This is a genomic window from Streptomyces sp. Da 82-17, from assembly GCF_046098215.1.
In the GTDB taxonomy this organism is placed as follows: domain Bacteria; phylum Actinomycetota; class Actinomycetes; order Streptomycetales; family Streptomycetaceae; genus Streptomyces.
In genome coordinates this window covers 1-17,476 of record NZ_JBJURH010000030.1, presented here as the reverse complement: position 1 = coordinate 17,476, position 17,476 = coordinate 1, and the positions used below count along the sequence as shown (strand labels likewise).

30 protein-coding genes are annotated in these 17,476 nt (G+C 71.0%); 11 read left to right on the top strand and 19 right to left on the bottom strand.

From position 1 onward, the window contains the following. Window positions 1-17 precede the first annotated feature (17 nt). Window positions 18-497 carry a Pycsar system effector family protein gene (locus tag ACIDOF_RS34425; protein ID WP_409010153.1) on the top strand — a complete coding sequence of 160 codons (480 nt, stop codon included), beginning with the start codon at window positions 18-20 and terminating at the stop codon, window positions 495-497. A 12-nt stretch (window positions 498-509) separates the two neighbouring features. Here the strand turns inward: ACIDOF_RS34425 and ACIDOF_RS34420 are convergent, their stop codons facing one another. Beyond that, window positions 510-749, bottom strand: coding sequence for a hypothetical protein (locus tag ACIDOF_RS34420; protein WP_409010152.1), 240 nt, complete (start codon window positions 747-749; stop codon window positions 510-512). A 117-nt stretch (window positions 750-866) separates the two neighbouring features. Between ACIDOF_RS34420 and ACIDOF_RS34415 the strand changes: the two genes are divergently transcribed. Together ACIDOF_RS34415 and ACIDOF_RS34410 are read left to right on the top strand one after the other, a co-directional pair. Next, entirely contained in the window at window positions 867-1,496 is a 630-nt protein-coding gene (locus ACIDOF_RS34415; protein WP_409010151.1) for a 2'-5' RNA ligase family protein, read from the top strand. 15 nt (window positions 1,497-1,511) lie between these two features. Further along, the gene (locus tag ACIDOF_RS34410; RefSeq protein WP_409010150.1) at window positions 1,512-2,120 is read left to right on the top strand and encodes a hypothetical protein; all 609 of its coding nucleotides are present in this window, start codon (window positions 1,512-1,514) and stop codon (window positions 2,118-2,120) included. On the opposite strand, the gene ACIDOF_RS34405 is transcribed toward ACIDOF_RS34410, so the two are convergent. The 3 genes from ACIDOF_RS34405 to ACIDOF_RS34395 form a co-directional block, all read right to left on the bottom strand. Continuing rightward, window positions 2,114-2,596 carry a hypothetical protein gene (locus ACIDOF_RS34405; RefSeq protein ID WP_409010149.1) on the bottom strand — a complete coding sequence of 161 codons (483 nt, stop codon included), beginning with the start codon at window positions 2,594-2,596 and terminating at the stop codon, window positions 2,114-2,116. The genes ACIDOF_RS34410 and ACIDOF_RS34405 overlap by 7 nt on opposite strands. Window positions 2,597-2,672: 76 nt before the next feature. Next, on the bottom strand, window positions 2,673-3,179 hold the full coding sequence (locus tag ACIDOF_RS34400) for a DUF6233 domain-containing protein (RefSeq protein ID WP_409010148.1): 507 nt from the start codon (window positions 3,177-3,179) through the stop codon (window positions 2,673-2,675). Between the two features lie 11 nt (window positions 3,180-3,190). Next, a complete protein-coding gene (locus ACIDOF_RS34395; protein ID WP_409010147.1) occupies window positions 3,191-4,243 on the bottom strand; it encodes a hypothetical protein in 1,053 nt (350 codons plus the stop codon). Window positions 4,244-4,513: 270 nt separating this feature from the next. Between ACIDOF_RS34395 and ACIDOF_RS34390 the strand changes: the two genes are divergently transcribed. Next, window positions 4,514-4,726, top strand: a complete 213-nt coding sequence (locus ACIDOF_RS34390) for a hypothetical protein (RefSeq protein WP_409010146.1) — start codon at window positions 4,514-4,516, stop codon at window positions 4,724-4,726. An 81-nt stretch (window positions 4,727-4,807) separates the two neighbouring features. On the opposite strand, the gene ACIDOF_RS34385 is transcribed toward ACIDOF_RS34390, so the two are convergent. Further along, window positions 4,808-4,993: a hypothetical protein gene (locus ACIDOF_RS34385; RefSeq protein WP_409010145.1), complete on the bottom strand. Its 186-nt coding sequence runs from the start codon at window positions 4,991-4,993 to the stop codon at window positions 4,808-4,810. Window positions 4,994-5,087: 94 nt separating this feature from the next. On the opposite strand from ACIDOF_RS34385, the gene ACIDOF_RS34380 reads away from it, so the two are divergent. The 7 genes from ACIDOF_RS34380 to ACIDOF_RS34350 all read left to right on the top strand — a co-directional run bounded on the left by ACIDOF_RS34380 (window position 5,088) and on the right by ACIDOF_RS34350 (window position 9,088). Continuing rightward, window positions 5,088-5,444, top strand: a complete 357-nt coding sequence (locus ACIDOF_RS34380) for a hypothetical protein (RefSeq protein WP_409010144.1) — start codon at window positions 5,088-5,090, stop codon at window positions 5,442-5,444. 104 nt (window positions 5,445-5,548) lie between these two features. After that, complete coding sequence (locus ACIDOF_RS34375; RefSeq protein WP_409010143.1) at window positions 5,549-6,394, top strand: hypothetical protein; 846 nt, start codon at window positions 5,549-5,551, stop codon at window positions 6,392-6,394. Further along, the gene (locus tag ACIDOF_RS34370; protein WP_409010142.1) at window positions 6,394-6,921 is read left to right on the top strand and encodes a hypothetical protein; all 528 of its coding nucleotides are present in this window, start codon (window positions 6,394-6,396) and stop codon (window positions 6,919-6,921) included. Before ACIDOF_RS34375 ends, ACIDOF_RS34370 begins: the two co-directional genes overlap by 1 nt. A gap of 66 nt (window positions 6,922-6,987) precedes the next feature. After that, window positions 6,988-7,509: a hypothetical protein gene (locus tag ACIDOF_RS34365; RefSeq protein ID WP_409010141.1), complete on the top strand. Its 522-nt coding sequence runs from the start codon at window positions 6,988-6,990 to the stop codon at window positions 7,507-7,509. Between the two features lie 138 nt (window positions 7,510-7,647). After that, on the top strand, window positions 7,648-7,845 hold the full coding sequence (locus ACIDOF_RS34360; protein WP_409010140.1) for a hypothetical protein: 198 nt from the start codon (window positions 7,648-7,650) through the stop codon (window positions 7,843-7,845). Further along, window positions 7,845-8,099: a hypothetical protein gene (locus tag ACIDOF_RS34355; protein WP_409010139.1), complete on the top strand. Its 255-nt coding sequence runs from the start codon at window positions 7,845-7,847 to the stop codon at window positions 8,097-8,099. The genes ACIDOF_RS34360 and ACIDOF_RS34355 overlap by 1 nt, the downstream gene beginning before the upstream one ends. 71 nt (window positions 8,100-8,170) lie before the next feature. Then, window positions 8,171-9,088, top strand: a complete 918-nt coding sequence (locus ACIDOF_RS34350) for a Ku protein (protein ID WP_409010138.1) — start codon at window positions 8,171-8,173, stop codon at window positions 9,086-9,088. A gap of 67 nt (window positions 9,089-9,155) precedes the next feature. On the opposite strand, the gene ACIDOF_RS34345 is transcribed toward ACIDOF_RS34350, so the two are convergent. The 14 genes from ACIDOF_RS34345 to ACIDOF_RS34280 all read right to left on the bottom strand — a co-directional run bounded on the left by ACIDOF_RS34345 (window position 9,156) and on the right by ACIDOF_RS34280 (window position 17,307). Then, window positions 9,156-9,824: a nuclease-related domain-containing protein gene (locus tag ACIDOF_RS34345; RefSeq protein ID WP_409010137.1), complete on the bottom strand. Its 669-nt coding sequence runs from the start codon at window positions 9,822-9,824 to the stop codon at window positions 9,156-9,158. 81 nt (window positions 9,825-9,905) lie between these two features. Further along, window positions 9,906-10,487 carry a hypothetical protein gene (locus tag ACIDOF_RS34340; protein WP_409010136.1) on the bottom strand — a complete coding sequence of 194 codons (582 nt, stop codon included), beginning with the start codon at window positions 10,485-10,487 and terminating at the stop codon, window positions 9,906-9,908. Window positions 10,488-10,580: 93 nt separating this feature from the next. Beyond that, window positions 10,581-10,928: a response regulator transcription factor gene (locus ACIDOF_RS34335; RefSeq protein WP_409010135.1), complete on the bottom strand. Its 348-nt coding sequence runs from the start codon at window positions 10,926-10,928 to the stop codon at window positions 10,581-10,583. Continuing rightward, the gene (locus ACIDOF_RS34330) at window positions 10,925-11,296 is read right to left on the bottom strand and encodes a hypothetical protein (RefSeq protein ID WP_409010134.1); all 372 of its coding nucleotides are present in this window, start codon (window positions 11,294-11,296) and stop codon (window positions 10,925-10,927) included. Before ACIDOF_RS34330 ends, ACIDOF_RS34335 begins: the two co-directional genes overlap by 4 nt. A 3-nt stretch (window positions 11,297-11,299) precedes the next feature. Next, complete coding sequence (locus tag ACIDOF_RS34325) at window positions 11,300-11,983, bottom strand: hypothetical protein (RefSeq protein WP_409010133.1); 684 nt, start codon at window positions 11,981-11,983, stop codon at window positions 11,300-11,302. After that, the gene (locus tag ACIDOF_RS34320; RefSeq protein ID WP_409010132.1) at window positions 11,980-12,258 is read right to left on the bottom strand and encodes a hypothetical protein; all 279 of its coding nucleotides are present in this window, start codon (window positions 12,256-12,258) and stop codon (window positions 11,980-11,982) included. The genes ACIDOF_RS34325 and ACIDOF_RS34320 overlap by 4 nt, the downstream gene beginning before the upstream one ends. Next, the gene (locus ACIDOF_RS34315; RefSeq protein WP_409010131.1) at window positions 12,255-12,629 is read right to left on the bottom strand and encodes a hypothetical protein; all 375 of its coding nucleotides are present in this window, start codon (window positions 12,627-12,629) and stop codon (window positions 12,255-12,257) included. The genes ACIDOF_RS34320 and ACIDOF_RS34315 overlap by 4 nt, the downstream gene beginning before the upstream one ends. Beyond that, a complete protein-coding gene (locus tag ACIDOF_RS34310; protein ID WP_409010130.1) occupies window positions 12,626-13,399 on the bottom strand; it encodes a hypothetical protein in 774 nt (257 codons plus the stop codon). Before ACIDOF_RS34310 ends, ACIDOF_RS34315 begins: the two co-directional genes overlap by 4 nt. After that, on the bottom strand, window positions 13,396-13,719 hold the full coding sequence (locus ACIDOF_RS34305) for a hypothetical protein (protein ID WP_409010129.1): 324 nt from the start codon (window positions 13,717-13,719) through the stop codon (window positions 13,396-13,398). Before ACIDOF_RS34305 ends, ACIDOF_RS34310 begins: the two co-directional genes overlap by 4 nt. A gap of 317 nt (window positions 13,720-14,036) precedes the next feature. Next, complete coding sequence (locus ACIDOF_RS34300) at window positions 14,037-14,531, bottom strand: single-stranded DNA-binding protein (RefSeq protein ID WP_409010128.1); 495 nt, start codon at window positions 14,529-14,531, stop codon at window positions 14,037-14,039. Then, a complete protein-coding gene (locus ACIDOF_RS34295; protein ID WP_409010127.1) occupies window positions 14,531-15,457 on the bottom strand; it encodes a helix-turn-helix domain-containing protein in 927 nt (308 codons plus the stop codon). Before ACIDOF_RS34295 ends, ACIDOF_RS34300 begins: the two co-directional genes overlap by 1 nt. Next, window positions 15,454-16,122 carry a WhiB family transcriptional regulator gene (locus tag ACIDOF_RS34290; protein ID WP_409010126.1) on the bottom strand — a complete coding sequence of 223 codons (669 nt, stop codon included), beginning with the start codon at window positions 16,120-16,122 and terminating at the stop codon, window positions 15,454-15,456. The genes ACIDOF_RS34295 and ACIDOF_RS34290 overlap by 4 nt, the downstream gene beginning before the upstream one ends. Continuing rightward, the gene (locus ACIDOF_RS34285; protein WP_409010125.1) at window positions 16,119-16,727 is read right to left on the bottom strand and encodes a hypothetical protein; all 609 of its coding nucleotides are present in this window, start codon (window positions 16,725-16,727) and stop codon (window positions 16,119-16,121) included. Before ACIDOF_RS34285 ends, ACIDOF_RS34290 begins: the two co-directional genes overlap by 4 nt. Beyond that, window positions 16,720-17,307, bottom strand: coding sequence for a hypothetical protein (locus tag ACIDOF_RS34280; protein ID WP_409010124.1), 588 nt, complete (start codon window positions 17,305-17,307; stop codon window positions 16,720-16,722). The genes ACIDOF_RS34285 and ACIDOF_RS34280 overlap by 8 nt, the downstream gene beginning before the upstream one ends. Between the last annotated feature and the right edge of the window lie 169 nt (window positions 17,308-17,476).

The following is a 17,476-nucleotide window of genomic DNA, read 5'->3' as shown; positions in this document are numbered from 1 at the left end:
GCCGAACTGGAGACCCCATGACGACCAGCACCCGAGCCGCGACCACCACGGACGACACCGAGGTCCTGAAGCAGGCGCTCGCCTCCACCCAGGCCGACATCGCACGCTGCGACACGAAAGCCAGCATGCTCCTCGCCCTCGCCGGCGCCGGGCTCGCCGTCGTCGGCGGCGTCGTGAAGGACTTCGAGTTACCGCTCGCAGCGCAGATCATCGGCGGGCTCGGCACGATCGCGATCGTGGGCGCCCTGTACGTGCTGCTGCTCGTCGTACGGCCGAACACGCGCGGCGGGCACGGCTGGCCGCTGTGGGCGACACTCACGCCCGAGCAGCTCCGCGAGCAGATCCGCGAGGACCATCTCGTCGAGCAGCTGCACGTGTTCGCCGTCCTCGCAGCCCGGAAGTACAGCCGGATCCAGATCGCGGTGGACCTGCTGCGGGCGGGTGTCGCTCTCCTCGTCCTGGCCACGGCCGTCCAGATCGCCACGGCTGTTCTCTGACGTAGGAGCCCCTCAGCGGCCTGAACTCCGTGCGTCATGGCTGGAGTTCGCCCGGCCCGCCGTATCGGGCTGCTGCCAGCGCTCCCAGATCACGTTACCCACCACGGCACCGGCCACGCCGAGCACGCACCCGACCCACTGTTCATCCTGAAGGCCCAGGAACGGGGCGACCGTCATGTACAACCCCCACAACGCGAGACAATGCACCACGGCGAACCAATACCGTCGGCCCTTGTGTTGCTGAGACGCCATAGCGCTCCCCCTTCTCATCTGCAGTCCACACTGTCACGGCGCTCGTCGGCCGCATAGCCCAGCCAGCACGCGAGCGCGTACGGTGACCGCATTTGATCGTCGTACCGGGGGGTGGCCGTGGACAACTTCTTCGCCCGTGTCGAGCAGCGCACGCACGCGTGGCCGGCAGGGCGCCGCGATCTGCACTGGCTGGTCATCCCTGACCGGGAGACCGCCCAGACGAGGCTCTACCAGCCGTACCGGGCACTCGCGGAGCAGCCCGGACTGCACCCCGTGCGGCCGGAGTGGATGCACATCACCGTCCTCCACATGGGACCACAGGACACGGCGAGCGCCGATGAGATCGCCCAGCTCGTCGAAGCCGTGGCGAAGTCGGCCGCCGGCATCTCCCCGTACGAGCTGACGCTGTCGAGGCCCGCCATCGGCAACGTCGCGATCGAATCCACTGGCTACCCGGGGGCGCCACACCGGGAGTTGTGGGAGATGACGAGGCAGGCGCAGCAGGCGGTCGTCGGTGACCGGTGGCCCTTCATCCCCACCGTGTCGTACCCGCACCTGTCCCACGCGTACGCCGGGGCTGACGCCCACCTCGCCGACCGAGGCGCCCTCAAGGTCATGTTGTCCGACCTGCCCGGCGAGCCGGTCACGCTGCCCGTTCACACGCTGACCCTGGTCTCGGAGTGGCACACCCGAAGTGAAATCGTGTGGGACGTCCTGGCCGAAGTCCCTCTCGGCCAGAAGCCCTAACCCGGGAGGACCACGGTGCCCGACACCGCCGAACCCAGCACGCAGAGGCGGCCTGAGACCGAGTGGGAGCACTGCCTGGTCTGGGGAAGCCTCCTGATCCGCGTCCGTGTACGGGAGTTGGAGCAGCAGCAGCGGCTCACCGAGGACCAGACGCTCACGCTGCTCGGCCGGGACCGGGACCTGGTCGTCGTCCTCATCGCGGGCGCGCTCCACGCCCACCTCCAAGACGCCGGCCTCGCAGCGAACGCCGCCGGGCAGATCCCGCTGGGCGCCCCGAACGACGAGGGCGTCACCGGCACCCTCCGCCGTGCCGCGTACGCCGCACTGAAGGCCTCCCCCACCGAGGACAAGGGCCGCGAGGAGCGGGCGCTGCTGCTGCGCGCGGCGACCTCCGACGACCCGGACGAGCGGGCGCTGTGGGAGCGGCTCCGGGCGGCCGCCCTGGACACCGTCGCCGGCGTGGCGGCCCTCATGCCCGCGATCGCTGACGTTCCCCGCCACCCGGACGCTACGGAGGCGGGCCGGTACTGGGAGCGGGCCGTCGTCCTCGGGGACGTGGCTGCCACCGAGCAGCGCCGTACCGCGTACGAGGCGGCCGCGGCGGCCTTCGGCGAGGACTACTGACCCGGCCTGGACGGCTGGACCACCTGCAGCACGATGGTGGTCCGCACGCCCGCGTCCAGCATCGCCTGGGCCCGGTGTTGGCCGTTCACGTAGCCCTCCCCGTCAGCCACGATCGCGTCGTCGACATTGAAGAGCGTGGCCAGCGCCTTGGTCTGCCACGCGTCGGCACCTGACGCTGCAGCATGCTCCCGGGCAAACGTCTCCATGTCCTTCGGCTCCACGTCGGCGGCTCGGGCCCGCTGCAGGACCTTCCGCGCCATGGCGTTGACCTCGTGCCAGTCACCTCGGTGGTACCAGCAGCAGGTCCGGCTGCCGCGGCGCGGCCTGATCTGGCGGATCCAGCGGCGCGCCCATCCAATACCGGCAGGCATACACGCGTCCTCGCGGAACGGCCTCGGCTTTGGCAAGCTGCGCACCGTCACCTCCTCGAAGAGGACGTAATCCGACTGTGGGCGTGGGGAGTTGGCGTCGTCCATCCACCGATCATGCCGTTGGCGGTCGGTCTCGGAAACCCCGTGGGGTCGCGCCCAGCCGGGCTGGCGGGATTGCGATCTACGCGCCGAAGTCAGTGTCCGGGCGGTCGCCGAAGAACCGCAGCAGCACGGCGGCCGCGTCGCACTCGGTGCACGCACGGGAGCCATCCCGCTCAAGGGCGTTCAGCGCCTGGTCGAGGTTCAGCTCCTCCCCGCCGGTGGGTGCCTTGGGGCAGTCGTACAGGTGCACCACGAGCATCACGCCGCGGTCTGTCTTCTGCCGCTCGACGACCCACGCCCACGGCATGTGTGGCTCAGCCGGCGCCTCCTGCTGCAGCGGAATGGTGGGCACCTCGGTGTAGTTCTGCCCGTCGATCGGCTGGGCGTGGACGCCGGGGGTGACCCACACCAGGTAGTCGGCGGGCTCGACGTTCCCCTGCTCGTCGATGTTGCGATAGAGGGGCACGCCGACCTGGTACCGCCAGCCTTGCGTGGTCTCCTGCCGGGCGTACAGGCGCGCCCTGACCTCCTGCCCGTCCGGCAGGAGGAGAAGGACGAGCGGCATCGACGGCGGGGACTCAGGCATCGCGGTCGATGCTAGGCCGCGGGCTCCACGGGCAGCACGGCCTCGGAGCGTTCCGGGGAGAGCGCCCACCGGTACGTCAACTGCGCCACGGTCGCCTGCGGCAGCGCCCACAGCGTGCGGATCGCGTCCAGCTCGCGCTGCAGCGTCCGCTTCGACATCTGCATCGCGCGGGCGACGCTCTCCTGGGAGTCGCCCTCCGCCAGGGCCCGCAGGATCGCCCGCTGCACCCGCGACAGGGTGCCCCGCGCCCCGGGCATCGGCACCGTACGGACACGCCGCTCACCGTGCCACGGGGCCGCGCGCCGCCACTGCTGCTCGAAGGCGTGCACCGCGAACGCGACCATCGCCCGGTCGGTGATGATCCACGCCGCGTGCGCGGGCGCGTCCTCCACCACATAGTTCGAGATCACCGCGATCCGCCGGTCGACGATGATGCACCGCTCGAACGGGTCCGCCAGCGTCCGGAAGTGCACGCCGCGCGGCGCCATCGTCGACGCCCACTCGCACGTCACCGGATCGTCCCGGACCGCGTCCTGATACAGCGTCCGGTACTTCACGCCCCGCTCGAGCGCGGCCGTGTCCCTCGGCACGCCGATCTCCATCTGCGCGCGGGTCCGCGGCCCCTGCGGGTGCGCGCCGAGCAGCTCGGTCTGCGCGCCGTCGAGGATCGCGCCGATCCGCTCGTTCACCTCGTCCCGGTCCGCGATGAACTCCGACCCGGCTCCGGCCCGGAACCGGGACTGGGCGTACTGCAGCTCCAGCCGCTGCACCGTGCCCGGGAGTTCGACGAGCTGCTGAATCTGGTGCTGCAGGTGCAGCAGCGCGTCCTGTGCGACGTTCCACGCGGCCTCGACCGGCGGCATCGCCACCATCGGCGCGCCGGACTGGCGCGGCCGGGACAGCATCCCCCAGGCCTGCAGCTCGGCGACGGCCTGCTCGTCCCCGGCGCCGGGGTGGTCGCCCTTCGCGATCCGCGCGTGCAGGTCGGCCGCAGCCGCCGAAAGTCGCTGCTCAGGCAGGGCCCGGCCCACGGCCGGGGATGCACTCGTGGTGCTCTCTTCCACCGATCCCCCGTAAAGGTTCAACGCCTCGCGGACCGCAGCGTGTTGGCGTATCCGCGCCAGGCATCAAGACGACAGGCCGTTCGATTTTGTGGCGCTGTCGGATACGTCAGATTTTACCTGCGGGGCAGTTCCCGGCTCCCCTCCGACGCAAGGCGTCCTCCCCACCCTGGTGGGGTTCGCAGCAGGCCGCCTTTTCGAATCATGGGGACCAACAGCCGGGAATGCCCCGATACTCCACTCACAGCCTCGTGAGACCGGAAGGACCCTGTCGTGACCCATCGTCGCCCGCTGTTGCGGATCGCCGCCGCCGTGAGCCTGGCCGCCGCGGCCGCCGTCACCGCCCTCACCGCCACCGGCTCGGCGCCGGCGCCCGAGACCCGCGCGGACTCGGTGTGGCGGATCACCGTGCCCGCCGAGCCGCTGCCGGAGCCCGTCCCCGAGCACGTGACGCTCTCCGCGGCGGTACAGGACTCCGTCTGGTAGACCACGGCCGCACACACGAGAAGGGGCCCGGAGCTGGGGCGCATACGCGCGCTGGCTCCGGGCCCCTCTCGTGCCCATGCCCTACGGCGTGATGTCGGGCAGCACGCCGGGCTTCGTCTCGATGATGTCGATGTCCGTGCAGCCCTCGTCTTCCAGACGGCGCCGCCGGTGCTCCGCGCTCGGCTTGTCGTAGCTGACCGCGGAGAGCCGCCGTTTCCCGTCGGGGCCGGTCCACGTCAGCATCCAGTTCGTCATCGTGATCGTCATACGGCCCATCCTCGCCGACGGCACTGACAGCGCCCCGTACGAGCGCCCCTGAAGGGCGCAGGGCCACGTGTGCGGGCCTGGCAGGATGCCGGGCATGAACGACTTCAACTCCCCTGCGCACAGCGCCGATACGGCCGCCGAGGCGATCCGCACGTTCAACCACCAGACCCGCAGCAGCGGCCCCGACTGGGAGTACCCCAGCCACGCGTACGACGTCGTGGGCGGCTTGAGCATGGCGGCGATGATGCTGCCCCAGGCCCTCGAGCAGACCAACAACCTGATCGCCGACCTGCACTCCGCCGGCCACGTGAAGGCGGACAACGGGCTGACCGACGAGCGGGTCTCCGCCGCGCTGGAGGGCCTGTCCGACGCTCAGTTCGCCGCCCGGAGCCTGTATGAGGCGCTGCAGCGCACCCAGAACGCACTCGGCGGCCTCGCGTACAAGGAGTAGCTCGGCGTGCAGGTGTCGGGCACCCCGACCCTACTTTCAACCCTAGGCTTGACTCAACTTCAATCCTAGGGTTGAATCGGGTTGTCGCCTAGGGGAGGCCCTCGATGAACACCACCGCCGCAGCCCTTGAAGCCCACGTCACCGCCGACACCATCCGCACCTGGTGCCGCCGCGGCGTCATCGCCGCCATCAAGCAGGCCGGCCGCTGGATCATCGACAGCGCCTCCCTCGCCCGCCGCATCACCATCGGACAGAGGAAGGCACGCATGACCGAGCAGCCCAAATACCGCCTCGAAGAAGGCGTCAAGGAGCAGTACGGCGTCCAGCGCACTATCTGGACCGTCGTCCGCACCGACGGCACCCCCGCCGGCTACGGCGCAGAGAAGGACCACCGCATCCACGGCCTGACCTTCCTGAACCGTGAACTGGCCGAGATCCACCTGAAGTTCCTCGAGTCCACCCCTGCCGGCTTCAAGCTCGAGCGGAAGAGCTACTCCTCCCGGAACATGAAGTCCGGGTACTACTGGGAGGTCGCCGGGAGCACCGAAGACGACCCTCAGGACATGCGGCACACCTGGGACGAAGGCCAGGAGGTCAGCGGGAACTGGCCCGAGGGAACCACCTGGCTCGACGTCCTCATTTCGCTGGCCAACCGTCACGCGGGGGGCGCGGACAAGCGCATCGCTGCCAAGGCCGAGAAGGACGCCATCGAGGCCGCAGAGGCCGCCGCGCGTGAGGCCCGTGAGGAGCAGCTCGGCGAGCTCCGCCGCAACAAGGGCGAGCTGGCCACCCCGCGCCAGGTCGACTACATCCTGCAGCTCCTCGACCAGCGCGCGTTCTCGGGCGAAGGCGGCGGCTTCTTCTACGGCCCGACCGACCGTGCCGGTATCGAGGAGCTGTCGAAGAGCGAGGCGTCGTCGTACATCGACTCCCTGAAGGGCAACTACTGATGACCGTGATGACGCTCGACTGGACCGCCCACAACCATCTGGCCCCGCGCGAGCAGTACGACCAGGCCGGCGCCATCATCGACGACGCCAAGGCCGCGGCCGCCGCCCGCCGCGCCCGGATCGCCCACGACCTCGCGCTCAAGCACGGCGCCCAGGAAGCGGCGACGGTCCTCGGCATCAGCGACAAGCGGGTCTACCAGCTCGCCGCCCGCTACCGCGACAGCCAGCCGGAGATCTGCGACGACATCACCGGCCGGGCCATCAGCTCCTACGACCTCCTGGACGAGGTCGAGGAGGCCCATGGGCTCGACCGCCGTGAGGCGCATGAGGCGATCCACGCGATGCTCGCCGACCTGATCGCCGACGACGGTGAGGACCAGGTGGTCATCGCTCGGCGCCCGCAGGACCCCGGCCTGCTGAAGTCCAACCCGCGGGACCGGGACGTGCGTTACTGGCTCGTCGTCCGTCAGGAGTACGTCGACATGATCCGTGAGGCGCTCGCCAGCGTGTACGGCGGGAATGCGTGACCCGGGCCCAGGGCAGGGAAGGCACCCCGGGTCTGTGTGTCAGCACTCGAAGTTAGGGTCGGATCCATGAGCGACGAGCGCCGAATTACCGAGCCCGCCGAGACGAGCGGTGTCTCGGCGAGTCCCCCGATCACGCGGCTCCAGGCGCAGACCGCGCACCTGGCCGGTGTCCCGGTCATCGTGTTCCTGCAGCCGGAGACGGTGTCGTACGTCGACGCCGCCTCCGGCGAGCTGCGCGCGGCCGACTCCGTCGAGCTGAGCGTGACGGCCAGCGGCGCCCAGCGGCTCGCCCCGGTCGAGTTCCCGCCCGGCGTCCAGGACGAATGGCGGGCCCGCCTCGACACCCGCACCGACGAGCTGGTGATCCATTTCCCGGGCGGGCGGGTCTTCTACGACGGGACCGCCCCCACCTCCGACCAGTGGCGAACGGACGTCGCAGCGCGAGGACGCAAGCGCGGCAACCCGCAGAAGGTCACCACAAGCGTGGTGGTCGTGACTGGCCCCATGGCGTCGGTCCGCGACATTGAGCCGGTCATCCTCGCAGGCCGCGCGCACTGGCTCCGCGTGCCGCTGGCCATGACCCGGTAGGCCTCGCGCTCAACTCCGGTGATCCAGCCCAGCGTTCGCGCACCAAGCGTCAGCGTCCGCAGCCGCCTCCCTCCGGCTGACAGAGCCGCCGCCGTGCCGATACCGTGGTGAGCTGTACGCCGACCGCGGGAGGACCACATGGCGCACCTCGTCTTCGACCCCGACGAGCAGCACGACCTGCGCGCCGACGCCCGCGACCTCGCGCTCACCGACCCCGGCGTCGCCTACGTCCTCGAGCGGATCGCCGCCGAGGGCGTCGACCTCGAGCAGTGCACTGACTGGGAAGACCTGCGGCTGAGTATCGGCCGGCCCGCCCGCACCGAGCCCGCCGCGTAGTGGGCCGTCGCTCCCCCGGGCGCCCGGCGCAGATCGTCTTCCACGACGTCGCCCGCGAGCAGGTCGAGAACATGAGCCCCGCCGAGCTCGACCGTCTCGAGCCCGTGCTGGACACGATCGCCGCGAACCCGAAGATCGGCGTCCCGTCGAAGAACGGGTCGATCCGCGAGCACCGCGATGGTGTCGTGCGCGTGGTGTACGTGCCGACCGCCCTCGGAACCTTGATCTTGATCGCGTACGTGGAGGCCGGATAGCCCTGACGTGCTGCTCGATGCCCGGACTGGCCATAGGCTGGCAGTGCTCGGGGCTGTCGCGGAGGTGCGTCATGCCTGGTAGGCCGGTGTGGAGCGGAGCAATTTCGTTCGGCTTGGTCACGATCCCGATCTCGGTGGTCGCCGCCACCGAAGACCACAGCGTGCGGTTCCACCAGTACCACCGCGCAGACATGGCCCGCGTCCGTACCCGCAAGGTCTGCGAGCTCGAGGACCGAGAGGTGTCCACGACGGAGATCGGCAAGGGGTACGAGGTCTCCAAGGACACGGTCGTCGCGATCTCCGACGCGGAGCTGGAGCAGCTGCCCCTCCCGACCGCGAGGGCCATTGAGATCGTCGCGTTCGTGCCGTACGAGTCGATCGACGCCCTCCGTATCGGCGAGGGCTACTACCTCGTGCCGGGCGGCCAGGTCGCCGAGAAGCCGTATGTCCTGCTGAAGCGGGCGCTCGAGCGCAGCTCCAAAGCCGCCGTCGCCAAATTTGCGTGGCGTGGGCGCGAACGCCTAGGCCTGCTCCGGGTGACGAGCGGGGTGATCGCCCTTCATTCGATGCGCTGGCCTGATGAAATCCGCGACTCCGCCGAGGTCGCCCCCGCCGCTGTCGACGTGTCCGACACTGAGATCGACGAGGCCGTGGTGCTGATCGACGCCATGACCCGCGAGGAGGGCATCGAGGGCGCGGAGTGGGCGGTCGACCGGTACACCCAGGCCCTCGAGGAGGTCGTCGCCGCGAAGCAGGCCGGGGCGAAGCCGCCGCGGGCCGCCGCAGAGGAGGCGCCGGCCGGGCAGGTGGTGGACCTGATGGCCGCGCTCGAGCAGTCCGTACAGAAGGCGCAGGCAGCCCGCGGTGGGCCGGGCACCCGGGCCGGGACGGCGAGCGTGGGGACGAAGAAGAAGGCCGCGGCCAAGAAGACCGCGGCCAAGAAGACGACCACTGGGAAGAAGACGGCGAGGAAGCCGCGGAGCGCCTAGCCGATCAAGACTCGGACTCGCTCCACGTGCTGCCCGGCTTGCTGCGCAGCGCCTGCACCAGGTTCGTTCAGCAGCGCTGCCCGTACGAGGGCAGCACCTGTGCGACCTGGGCGGCCAACTGGGCTGCGGCCTGCGGGTCCCGGACCCGTACGGCGGCGCTGAGCGTGGACACCAGCCACCCAGGGGCCAGCACGTGCACTGGCCGTCCGCCCGCGTTCACGGTGACCGCGCCCCCGGCGACCGGGGAGCCGTGCACCACCATCAGCGGCTGCACCCGCTCCGCCGGCAGCCCCAGAGCGCGGGCCACCGCGGCGCAGTACCGGGCGACCTTCTCGGCCTGGGCGTGCCGGTCCTCGTCCCCGCAGTGCAGCCGCCCCCGGACCGCGCGGGTGTGCCGCTGGGCGTGCCACCGCTTCGTCTCCAGCACGACCACCATCTGCCCGTCCGGGGAGACGAGGACGTCGTCGAGGTTCGCCTTCGAGCCGGGTAACGCCCGGTCGGGGAGGACGTGCCAGCCGGCGGCCTGAAGTGGCCGCAGGAGTACGGCAGTTGCTTGTTCCCCGGCGGCGCCGATGTCCCACCGGGCGGCGTGCGCGTCAGCTCGGCGGGTGTGGGCGGTGACGCCGAGCCAGGACAGGATCCGTCGTACAGGTCCGCGGCGTGCTGCTCGCCGTATCCGGGCCGCCTCTACGGCCGCGGAACGGCCGGCGGCCGGGCGCGCTGGGGTGCTGAACACTGGGGTCCTCTCGTCATGTCGGATGTTGGGTCGCTTCGGTCACTGCTCCGGGGCCGTCGCGTACGGCCCCGGAGCAGGTCATCAGGCCGTGCGTGTACGGGAGTTGGGGCTGTCGGCCCACAGCGGGGACTCGCCCGCGCGCGGGGTCCACTGCGGCCGCGAGGACAGGTGCCAGACGCGGTCGTCGTCCGGGCACCGGTACGCCCGGCGCTCGGCGCGGCGTGCCTGGGAGCGCAGGACCCGCTGTATCTGCGCTTCCACGAGCACGGCCCGGGCCCGCTGCTCGGTCGCGTACCGCAGCTTCGGCCGGCCGTCGTGGGTACGGCACCGGCACTTCGAGTGGATGCGGCTGCTGGGCACGGGCCTTCGCGTCTCGACGAACACGGTGAACGCGTGCTCGGTGACGCCCCGCCACTGCTGCAGGCCTCGACGGTCCGGGGCCCGCAGCACGTACAAGTGGGGCCGGGTGCCGGACCTGGTGCGCCCGGCCGATCCGGCGGTGACCATCACGGCCGCCCCATCGGCGTGTACGGCCTCGAGGCGGGCGCGGGTCGCGGTGTGCGTGAGGGTGCTGGCCCATCCGTGCTGGTCGAGGAGCGGCTGGTAGGCGGTGACGCGGTCGAGGACCGGAACGGGTGGCGTGGCGGCCACGGTTTCAGGCATGGCTCTCCCAAGGCGGTTGCGGTGGTGGGTTGTTGCCCGGGCAGGCCGCTACCAGTCGGTACGGGTGCGACCTGCAGGTTCTCGCGACTTCGATCAGTCGGTGGTGAGGTATCCGGCGTTCGCGCCGTGCGGGACGACCACGTCGTCCAGGTCGATCAGCTCGAGCCGCAGGGCGACGGCGACGGCCTGGGCGCGGTCGTTCACGCGGAGCTTCCGCAGGATGGCCTGCATGCGGGTCTTCACGGTCTCCTCGCCGATGCCCATGGCCTTGCCGATGGCCCGGTTCGTGTTGCCGTTCGCGGCCAGGATGAGGGTCGCCTTCTCGCGGGCGGTGAGGAACGTGCGCGGCTCGACGGCGAGGGTCCGGGGATAGGCCCGGACGGGATGGGCGGCGGTCACGGGCCAGTTCGTGGCCGGGGCCGGCTGCACGGGGGCGGTCACGCGATGCTCCCCTGTGCTGCCAGGTACCTGGAGCGCTTCGCCGCGACCTGCTCCCCGAGTCCGCCCCGGAGCGACAGGAACTGTCCGCCCGCGCCCTCGATCGCGTCGATGACCTTCCAGATCACCGTCTCCTTCTGGAGGGTCTCCGGGCCTGCCGTCCAGTCGGCCACCCCGAACAGGGACCGCGCAGCTGCCAGGGCGGGCGTATACCTGTCGAACTGACCGAGCGCGTACCCCGTCCCCCGGTGCGCGAGCCTCCACCCGTCTCCGACCGGAGTGGCGTGCACGATCAGGCCGGGCGTCGCAGTGCGCTGCGCGACCACGGCCACGGCGGGGTCGCCCGTGGTGAACATGAAGGTGTCGGGCACGGGTCACTGCTCCTTGGTGTCGGGGAAGAGGGCGTGGGCGCGACCGTGCGGGCAGGGCCGGTCGTCGGTGAACCAGAAGTGCTCCTGGCAGCCCTCGTCGAGGCGGCACGGCTCGGGAATCGTCAAGTCCCGTACGAGCTGGGCCATTTCCTGCTGCTGCTCGCGGAGGAAGCGGTGCATGCGTCGGTTGTGGCGGGCGTCCTCGAGGGCGTTGTGCAGCCCGGACTCCTGCTCGGGCATGTCCGGCCCGCCGGCCTGTACGCGGAGCATCTCGAGCTCGTTGAACCAGCGCGGGATCTCGTCGGGCATCACTGCCCAGTTGTTGTCCCACAGGGAGTGCAGGCGGCAGATGTCCTGGCCGCCGTAGTACGCGTAGAGGTGGGTCTCGGTGGCGTCGGTGTCGGCGAAGTAGTCGGCGACACCAGTGCGGATCTCGTCCGCGGTGAGGACGTCCTCGTGGAGCAGGTTGAGGGCCTGAAGGGCGCCGGGGGCGTGCACGGTGGGCAGGGACGGCCACACGTTGTCGACCATCCACTCGCTGTCCAGGAGCGCGGCGACATCGAAGTCCTGGTGCACGGCGTAGAAGTCGACGCCGTGGTCGTCGGTGAGGCCGATGGAGACCAGGCCTCGCAGGGACGGGTCGGCCGCGAGGAACTCGCAGTCCAGGTAGACGTTCCGGATGCTCACGTTGTGCTCTGCCCCTTCAGATCGGTCTCAATGTCGTCTCCGGGCATCGTCGTGAGGATCTGCGCGATCCCCTCCCGGAGCCCGGTCGGTGCCGCGTCCGTCCACTGGTTCGCGAAGACGACGGCCGTGGCGAGGCAGTCCCGTTCGCCGCGGATCAGGGCCAGTTCGGCGAGCAGCTCTTCGACGACGTCGGTGAGTTCTCCCGCCGTTCGGTGCTCGGAGTTCAGGCGCTCGCGGATCTCCGCCGCGCGCTCCGCTGTCAGGCGGGCGCTCATGCGGAGGCCTCCGGCAGCGCGGCCTGCTGCGCGTCGACGGCCGCACGGTGTCCCGCGTCCACCCACTGGTCGAACTGGGCCCGGGACGCGGCGACATGGGTGATCAGCCAGTCGGTGTGCTCGGGCAGCTCGGGGCCCTCGCCGAACGGGCCGTCGAACCAGGCCGCGATCTCGTCGGCCCGCTCGGGGGCTACCTCGCGCAGGGCGTGCAGGGCGCGGGTGAATCCGGCGGTGCGGGTCGCGGCGATCATCTGCCAGCCCATGGCCTGCGGCTGCTTCGGGAGCGGCGACGACACGGCCCGCGTGTACTCCTCCCCCAGGTCGGTGAGCAGGTTCTGCGCGGTGGTCGGAATCTCGTCGGTGTTGGTCATGCGGCGGTCTCCTTCGTGGTGTTGAGGCGGCGGCGGAACGGGAGCCGGCCGGAGGGTCGACGCAGGAGCCGCCGCTCGGGGCGCTGCTCGACGACAGGCGTCGAAGCGGTGTCGGGGTGCCACAGTTCGACCCACACGCCGTTCCACCGCCACACGCAGGCCGTACGGCCAGGGGTGCTGTAGTCGAACGTGGGGCGCAGGTCGCCGGGGTGGTCGAGGCGGAGCGGGCTCTGGTCCGCGAACTGGTGCAGCAGCTCGGCGGCGTCACGGCCGACGACTTCGCAGGACAGGCTCGGCGTTCCGTCGTCGGTCCGTCCGACCCGCCAGTCGGGGACGATGGCCGTCCGCCGGCGCTCTCCGGCGAACTGGTACCAGGCTCGGACGGTGGCTTCCTTCACGGCGATCAGGGCGGCGGCGGTGTCGGTCATCCGGGAGTCTCCTTCGTGGGCGGGTACGACCGGTTCGGGAGCCCACAGTTCGATCCACTCGCCGTTGAGGAGCCATACGAGGGCGACTCCGCCGGGGGCGTGGAGGTCGAGGCGCGGGCTCTCCTGCGTGATCGCGTCGAGTCGGGACCGGTCGAAGCGATCGGCGGCGCGGTGGAGGAGCTGCACGGCGTCGGGATGGTCGACGCGGGCGGTGTGGAGGGGCCGGCCATCGGCGGCGGTGCTGGTGATCCAGTCGATGAGGGTGCGGTCGAGCGGATTGGGTTGGTGCTGGCGCCAGACGCGGGCGGCCCAGGCCTTCGGGTCGGCGGTCGAAGGGTTCATCTTGCTCCTCTCGGGCTAGCGTCGGCGTCGGGCCGGAGGTGGCGACGGATCATGCCCAGGGCGCGTTCGCGGTTGTGGCGCTGTACGTGCTCGGGGACGGGTCGGCCGTTCTCGACCGCGCGGAGCGTGTCGACGAGGTCGGCTGCCAAGGACTGCATGCGGTCGCGGTGTCCGTGCCAGTTGTCGATCGCGTGGAGCGCGCCGAGGTGGGTGAGGCCGCCGTTGTTGGCCGCGGCGAGCTGTGCGGCTGCGTCCTGGCAGTCGATGTCTCCGGCGTCGACGCGGGAGCCGTAGAACTCGATGTCGTCGATGAGGGCCATGCGGATCCCCTTCGGCGCGGGCCGCCCCGGGAAGGGAGTTCAGGGCGGCCCGCGGGTCTAGTGGTAGTAGTCGGCGGACGGGTCGTCGTCCGAAGTGCCCTGCAGGTGCAGGCAGTTGGGTTCGTGGTCGGCGTCGATGTCGCCGGGCTGGGATCCGCAGTCGCACAGCATGTGGTCCCCCGTGGTGGGTGGAGTGGTGGGGCGGTGTGTCCACCCTACCTTTTAAGATGTGGCATTACAACACCTTAGCCAGGGTTGAGAAAAGGGCCCGCCCCACCCGGGGACAGGCCCTCAACACCCGCACACAAGCGCCCCGTTCAGAACGGCGCCTCGTCGTCCTTCCAGGCCCTTCCCCCACCGCCCGCAGGCGACGAACCCCACGGGTCCTCCACGCCACGCTGACCCGCCGCCTGCCGGGCCTCCGCGAGCGCCGCACGGTGCCCGGCCCCGCCGGCCTTCGTCACCCGCGCCGTCGCCGACTTCAGCGACGGGCCGACCTCGTCGACCTCCAGCTCGAACACGGTGCGCTTCACGCCCTCCCGGTCCTCGTACGACCGCTGCTTCAACCGACCCTGCACGATGACCCGCATGCCCTTGGCGAGGGACTCCGCGACGTGCTCCGCGGCCTGACGCCACACCGAGCAGGGCAGGAACAGGCTCTCGCCGTCCTCCCACGCCTGCGTGGTCTTGTTGTACGTACGCGGTGTGGACGCGATGCGGAACTTCGCCACCGCCGCCCCTCCCGGGGTGAACCGGAGCTCCGGGTCGTCCACGAGGTTCCCGACCACCGTCACCACTGTCTCGCCAGCCATCAGGCCGCCTCCTCCATCTCGTACTTCGTGAGTTCCTTGCTGCGCAGCGCACTTCGACGCCGCCACGGCACCGGCCGGCCCTCCGACCGGGCCCGCGCCTTGTGCCGCTCCCACGCCCTCGAGGCCGCCATCCCGCTCATGTCGAGGCGCGCCCCGATCTCCTGCGCAGACAGCGCCGTCCACTCGAAGAGATGGACCAGGGCTTCCCTGCGCTCGTCGGCGCCGAGGATCACGGACTCGCCCATCAGCCACCGTTCGACGAGCCGCTCGCCTTCGGACACGACGGGCCGTACGGCGTCCGTCTGTGGCAGTGCGTCCGGATCGTCGATCGAGTCGTCGTCCCACGCCAACGGCGGGGCCCACCCTTTCCGCTCGGCCAGACGGCGCGTCTTCCACGACGTACCCGTGGTCATCGACAGCCGGTCGTACGCGGCCCGAACCCCGTCGTCCGCACCGACCTTCAACGTCGCCCAGTCCCCGGCGGCCAGGTGGCACACCGCGTCCCGCGAGATCCCCGCCTCCGCGGCAATCACGTGGTTCAGGTGTCCCAGCGCGTACAGGGCACGAACTCGGCGTATCGCCCCGACAGCGGGCACGTCCCCGAGGGAGGGCCGCACGTCCAGCGGCACCGCGAGGACCTTCGCCGCGTTCACCGCGAGGATCGTGGTCTGCCCGTTCACCAGGCGCCGGATCGTGGACGGCTGCAGCCCGCTCTCCCGGCCGATCTGCGTGACCGTCAGCCCGCGCCCCAGAAGGGCCCGAACATGGTCCGCGGCCTGGCCCGCAGGGATCTGCCGCGGCCGGCCCGCCATCCGGTCGAGTCGCCGTAGTGCGTCCGCTCGGGACGCAGCACGCGTGCACGGCGCGCAACGGCAGCCGTACGCATACCGGTTCGGGTTGCCGTGCTCCGGGATGGGCCTGCTCATGCCGCCACCCCCAGCTCGACGCCCGCCTCGGTGACCATCGCCTCGTGTGCGCGCACCACCTTGCCCACCGAGTGCCGGCCGATCCCGACCTGGTTGGCGATCTCCTGCAGCGTCAGGCCCGCGCCGCGCAGGCGCAGAATCTCCTCCGACCGGGCGAAGGCCCGCGCCACCACGCGCCCACCCGGCCGGACCGGCGCCGGAGACGGCTTCCGCGTCTCCACCAACTCGCCCGCCAGCCGGGCCGCCAGACGCACCGTGGACACACTCACAGCGCCCGGCGCGACCTCCGCGACGGGGCGGCGCTCCGCGACCGCCTCCAGAGCGAGCAGCCGCGCCTCCTCCGCGTCGTACGCGCCGTGCTCCCGCTCGTCGAGCATGAGCTCCGTACGCTCCGGCCCGCGCAGGCCACCGGCCACCCCCCACCGCGACCACGTGTTCGTCCCCTCGTCCCGCATCCGCTCCCCGAGGCACTCGGCGAGGACCGGGCAGGACCGGCACACCGTGCGAGCCCGCTCGTCCGTGTACGGCCGGTCGCCGTCCCACCAGGACAGGGGACGGCTGCGGCACTCCGCGCGGTCCCGCCAGGTCTTGACGAGCGGCTCGGCCCGCAGAGCGGCGGCAGATGTTATGGGGCGGCTGGTTCCGTTAGTGCTGCGGGTGGTCATTTCGGGTCTCCGGGAAGGGTGGGCCAGGTGGCTTTGTCGAGGGCGGCGCGATGGGTCTTGGGGAGGTTGGTGATGGGGTGGCCGAGCCAGTCGCGGCCGGCGGCCATCAACGCGACGGCGTCGGCGGCGTTGTCGTTGCCGTCGGTGGCCCAGTCGGGGAAGCGGCGGGCGATGTTGTCGACGACGAGGTTCTTGGGGGCGTTGCCTTTGCCGGTGGCGTAGAGGGCGCGGGCGTTGGGGGTGAGGAGTCCGATGGGCACGTCTCGGTCGCGCAGGCGTCCGTAGAGCTGCCACCAGAACCAGCCGCGTTCGTGGGCTCCTCCTCCGCTGCGGGAGACGGCGGGGAGTTCGAGGACGGCGAGGTTGGGGGTGCCGATCTGCTCTAGGACCTGGTCGACGAGCTGGCGCATCGCCTTGAGGCGTTCGGTGTGCGGGAGTTGGGTGATGCCAGGGTCCTTGGCTCGGGCCCGCTTGTAGCCGATGACGTCGCACCATCCGTTGCTGGAGGCGATCCCGGTTCCGGTGAGGGAGGGGTCGATGCCCACCACCGTGGGCGGGTGAGTCCGCGCGTGCTGCTCGGGGGAGGCGAGGGCGGTATCAGGCACTGGGGGGCTCCGAGGGCTCGGTGAGGGCGGTAAGGGTGTCGCAGGGGTAGTTCCGGGCGCCGTTGAAGAGCCACATGCCGTTCCAGCCGGAGCAGTGGGCGCAGAGGACGAGCCCTGCGTGTTCGAGGGGCTGGTGGAGAGCGCGTACGCGATTGAGGGCAGCCTCGGCCTTCTGCCGTGCCTGGTGCGGGGTGAGCGCTCCGGGGGCGATGCGCTGCAGGACGAACGCGTACCGCTCCGGGGACTCGGCGACCTTGACCTCCATCTGGATGGGGGTCTCGGTGTAGTTGGGGGCGTCGCCGAGCATGGTGCGGGCGGCGCCGACCCAGTGGGCGACGAGTTCGCGGGCGGGCTCGAGTTCCATGGCCATGCCGTTGCGGAAGTCCGCGGCCTTGAGGGCGGTCTGGTCGAGTTGGGTCTGGATCCACTGCTGGGCGGCGGCCTGGTCGAGGAGGGCACGTACGGCGTTCTGGAGGCCTTCCGTCTGTTCGGCGAAGTAGATCTCGGCGAAGGGGTGGATGGCGCTGAGCGAGCGGTAGAGGACGTCTGCGAGCTCTTCGATGGGGTCGTTGTCAGGCACGGGGTTTCTCCGGGTCGGGTGCGTGGAGCCCGAGGGCGCAGGCGAGGGATCGGCGGGCGGTGCTGTCGTGCACCGGGGCGAGGGCGAGTCGGGCGCGGAGGAGCGCGACGTCGTTGTCGGCGGTGAGCAGGTCGCGGTGCCGGGCGGTGAGTTGGTCGGCGAGTTGGTC

What these genes read in the sequence shown, in the direction of transcription:
- ACIDOF_RS34425 (WP_409010153.1), top strand. Translation starts at nt 18, where the DNA reads ATGACGACCAGCACCCGAGCCGCGACCACCACGGACGACACCGAGGTC.
- ACIDOF_RS34420 (WP_409010152.1), bottom strand. Translation starts at nt 749, where the DNA reads ATGGCGTCTCAGCAACACAAGGGCCGACGGTATTGGTTCGCCGTGGTG.
- ACIDOF_RS34405 (WP_409010149.1), bottom strand. Translation starts at nt 2,596, where the DNA reads ATGGACGACGCCAACTCCCCACGCCCACAGTCGGATTACGTCCTCTTC.
- ACIDOF_RS34400 (WP_409010148.1), bottom strand. Translation starts at nt 3,179, where the DNA reads ATGCCTGAGTCCCCGCCGTCGATGCCGCTCGTCCTTCTCCTCCTGCCG.
- ACIDOF_RS34385 (WP_409010145.1), bottom strand. Translation starts at nt 4,993, where the DNA reads ATGACGATCACGATGACGAACTGGATGCTGACGTGGACCGGCCCCGAC.
- ACIDOF_RS34380 (WP_409010144.1), top strand. Translation starts at nt 5,088, where the DNA reads ATGAACGACTTCAACTCCCCTGCGCACAGCGCCGATACGGCCGCCGAG.
- ACIDOF_RS34375 (WP_409010143.1), top strand. Translation starts at nt 5,549, where the DNA reads ATGAACACCACCGCCGCAGCCCTTGAAGCCCACGTCACCGCCGACACC.
- ACIDOF_RS34370 (WP_409010142.1), top strand. Translation starts at nt 6,394, where the DNA reads ATGACCGTGATGACGCTCGACTGGACCGCCCACAACCATCTGGCCCCG.
- ACIDOF_RS34365 (WP_409010141.1), top strand. Translation starts at nt 6,988, where the DNA reads ATGAGCGACGAGCGCCGAATTACCGAGCCCGCCGAGACGAGCGGTGTC.
- ACIDOF_RS34360 (WP_409010140.1), top strand. Translation starts at nt 7,648, where the DNA reads ATGGCGCACCTCGTCTTCGACCCCGACGAGCAGCACGACCTGCGCGCC.
- ACIDOF_RS34350 (WP_409010138.1), top strand. Translation starts at nt 8,171, where the DNA reads ATGCCTGGTAGGCCGGTGTGGAGCGGAGCAATTTCGTTCGGCTTGGTC.
- ACIDOF_RS34340 (WP_409010136.1), bottom strand. Translation starts at nt 10,487, where the DNA reads ATGCCTGAAACCGTGGCCGCCACGCCACCCGTTCCGGTCCTCGACCGC.
- ACIDOF_RS34320 (WP_409010132.1), bottom strand. Translation starts at nt 12,258, where the DNA reads ATGAGCGCCCGCCTGACAGCGGAGCGCGCGGCGGAGATCCGCGAGCGC.
- ACIDOF_RS34315 (WP_409010131.1), bottom strand. Translation starts at nt 12,629, where the DNA reads ATGACCAACACCGACGAGATTCCGACCACCGCGCAGAACCTGCTCACC.
- ACIDOF_RS34310 (WP_409010130.1), bottom strand. Translation starts at nt 13,399, where the DNA reads ATGAACCCTTCGACCGCCGACCCGAAGGCCTGGGCCGCCCGCGTCTGG.
- ACIDOF_RS34305 (WP_409010129.1), bottom strand. Translation starts at nt 13,719, where the DNA reads ATGGCCCTCATCGACGACATCGAGTTCTACGGCTCCCGCGTCGACGCC.
- ACIDOF_RS34300 (WP_409010128.1), bottom strand. Translation starts at nt 14,531, where the DNA reads ATGGCTGGCGAGACAGTGGTGACGGTGGTCGGGAACCTCGTGGACGAC.
- ACIDOF_RS34295 (WP_409010127.1), bottom strand. Translation starts at nt 15,457, where the DNA reads ATGAGCAGGCCCATCCCGGAGCACGGCAACCCGAACCGGTATGCGTAC.
- ACIDOF_RS34290 (WP_409010126.1), bottom strand. Translation starts at nt 16,122, where the DNA reads ATGACCACCCGCAGCACTAACGGAACCAGCCGCCCCATAACATCTGCC.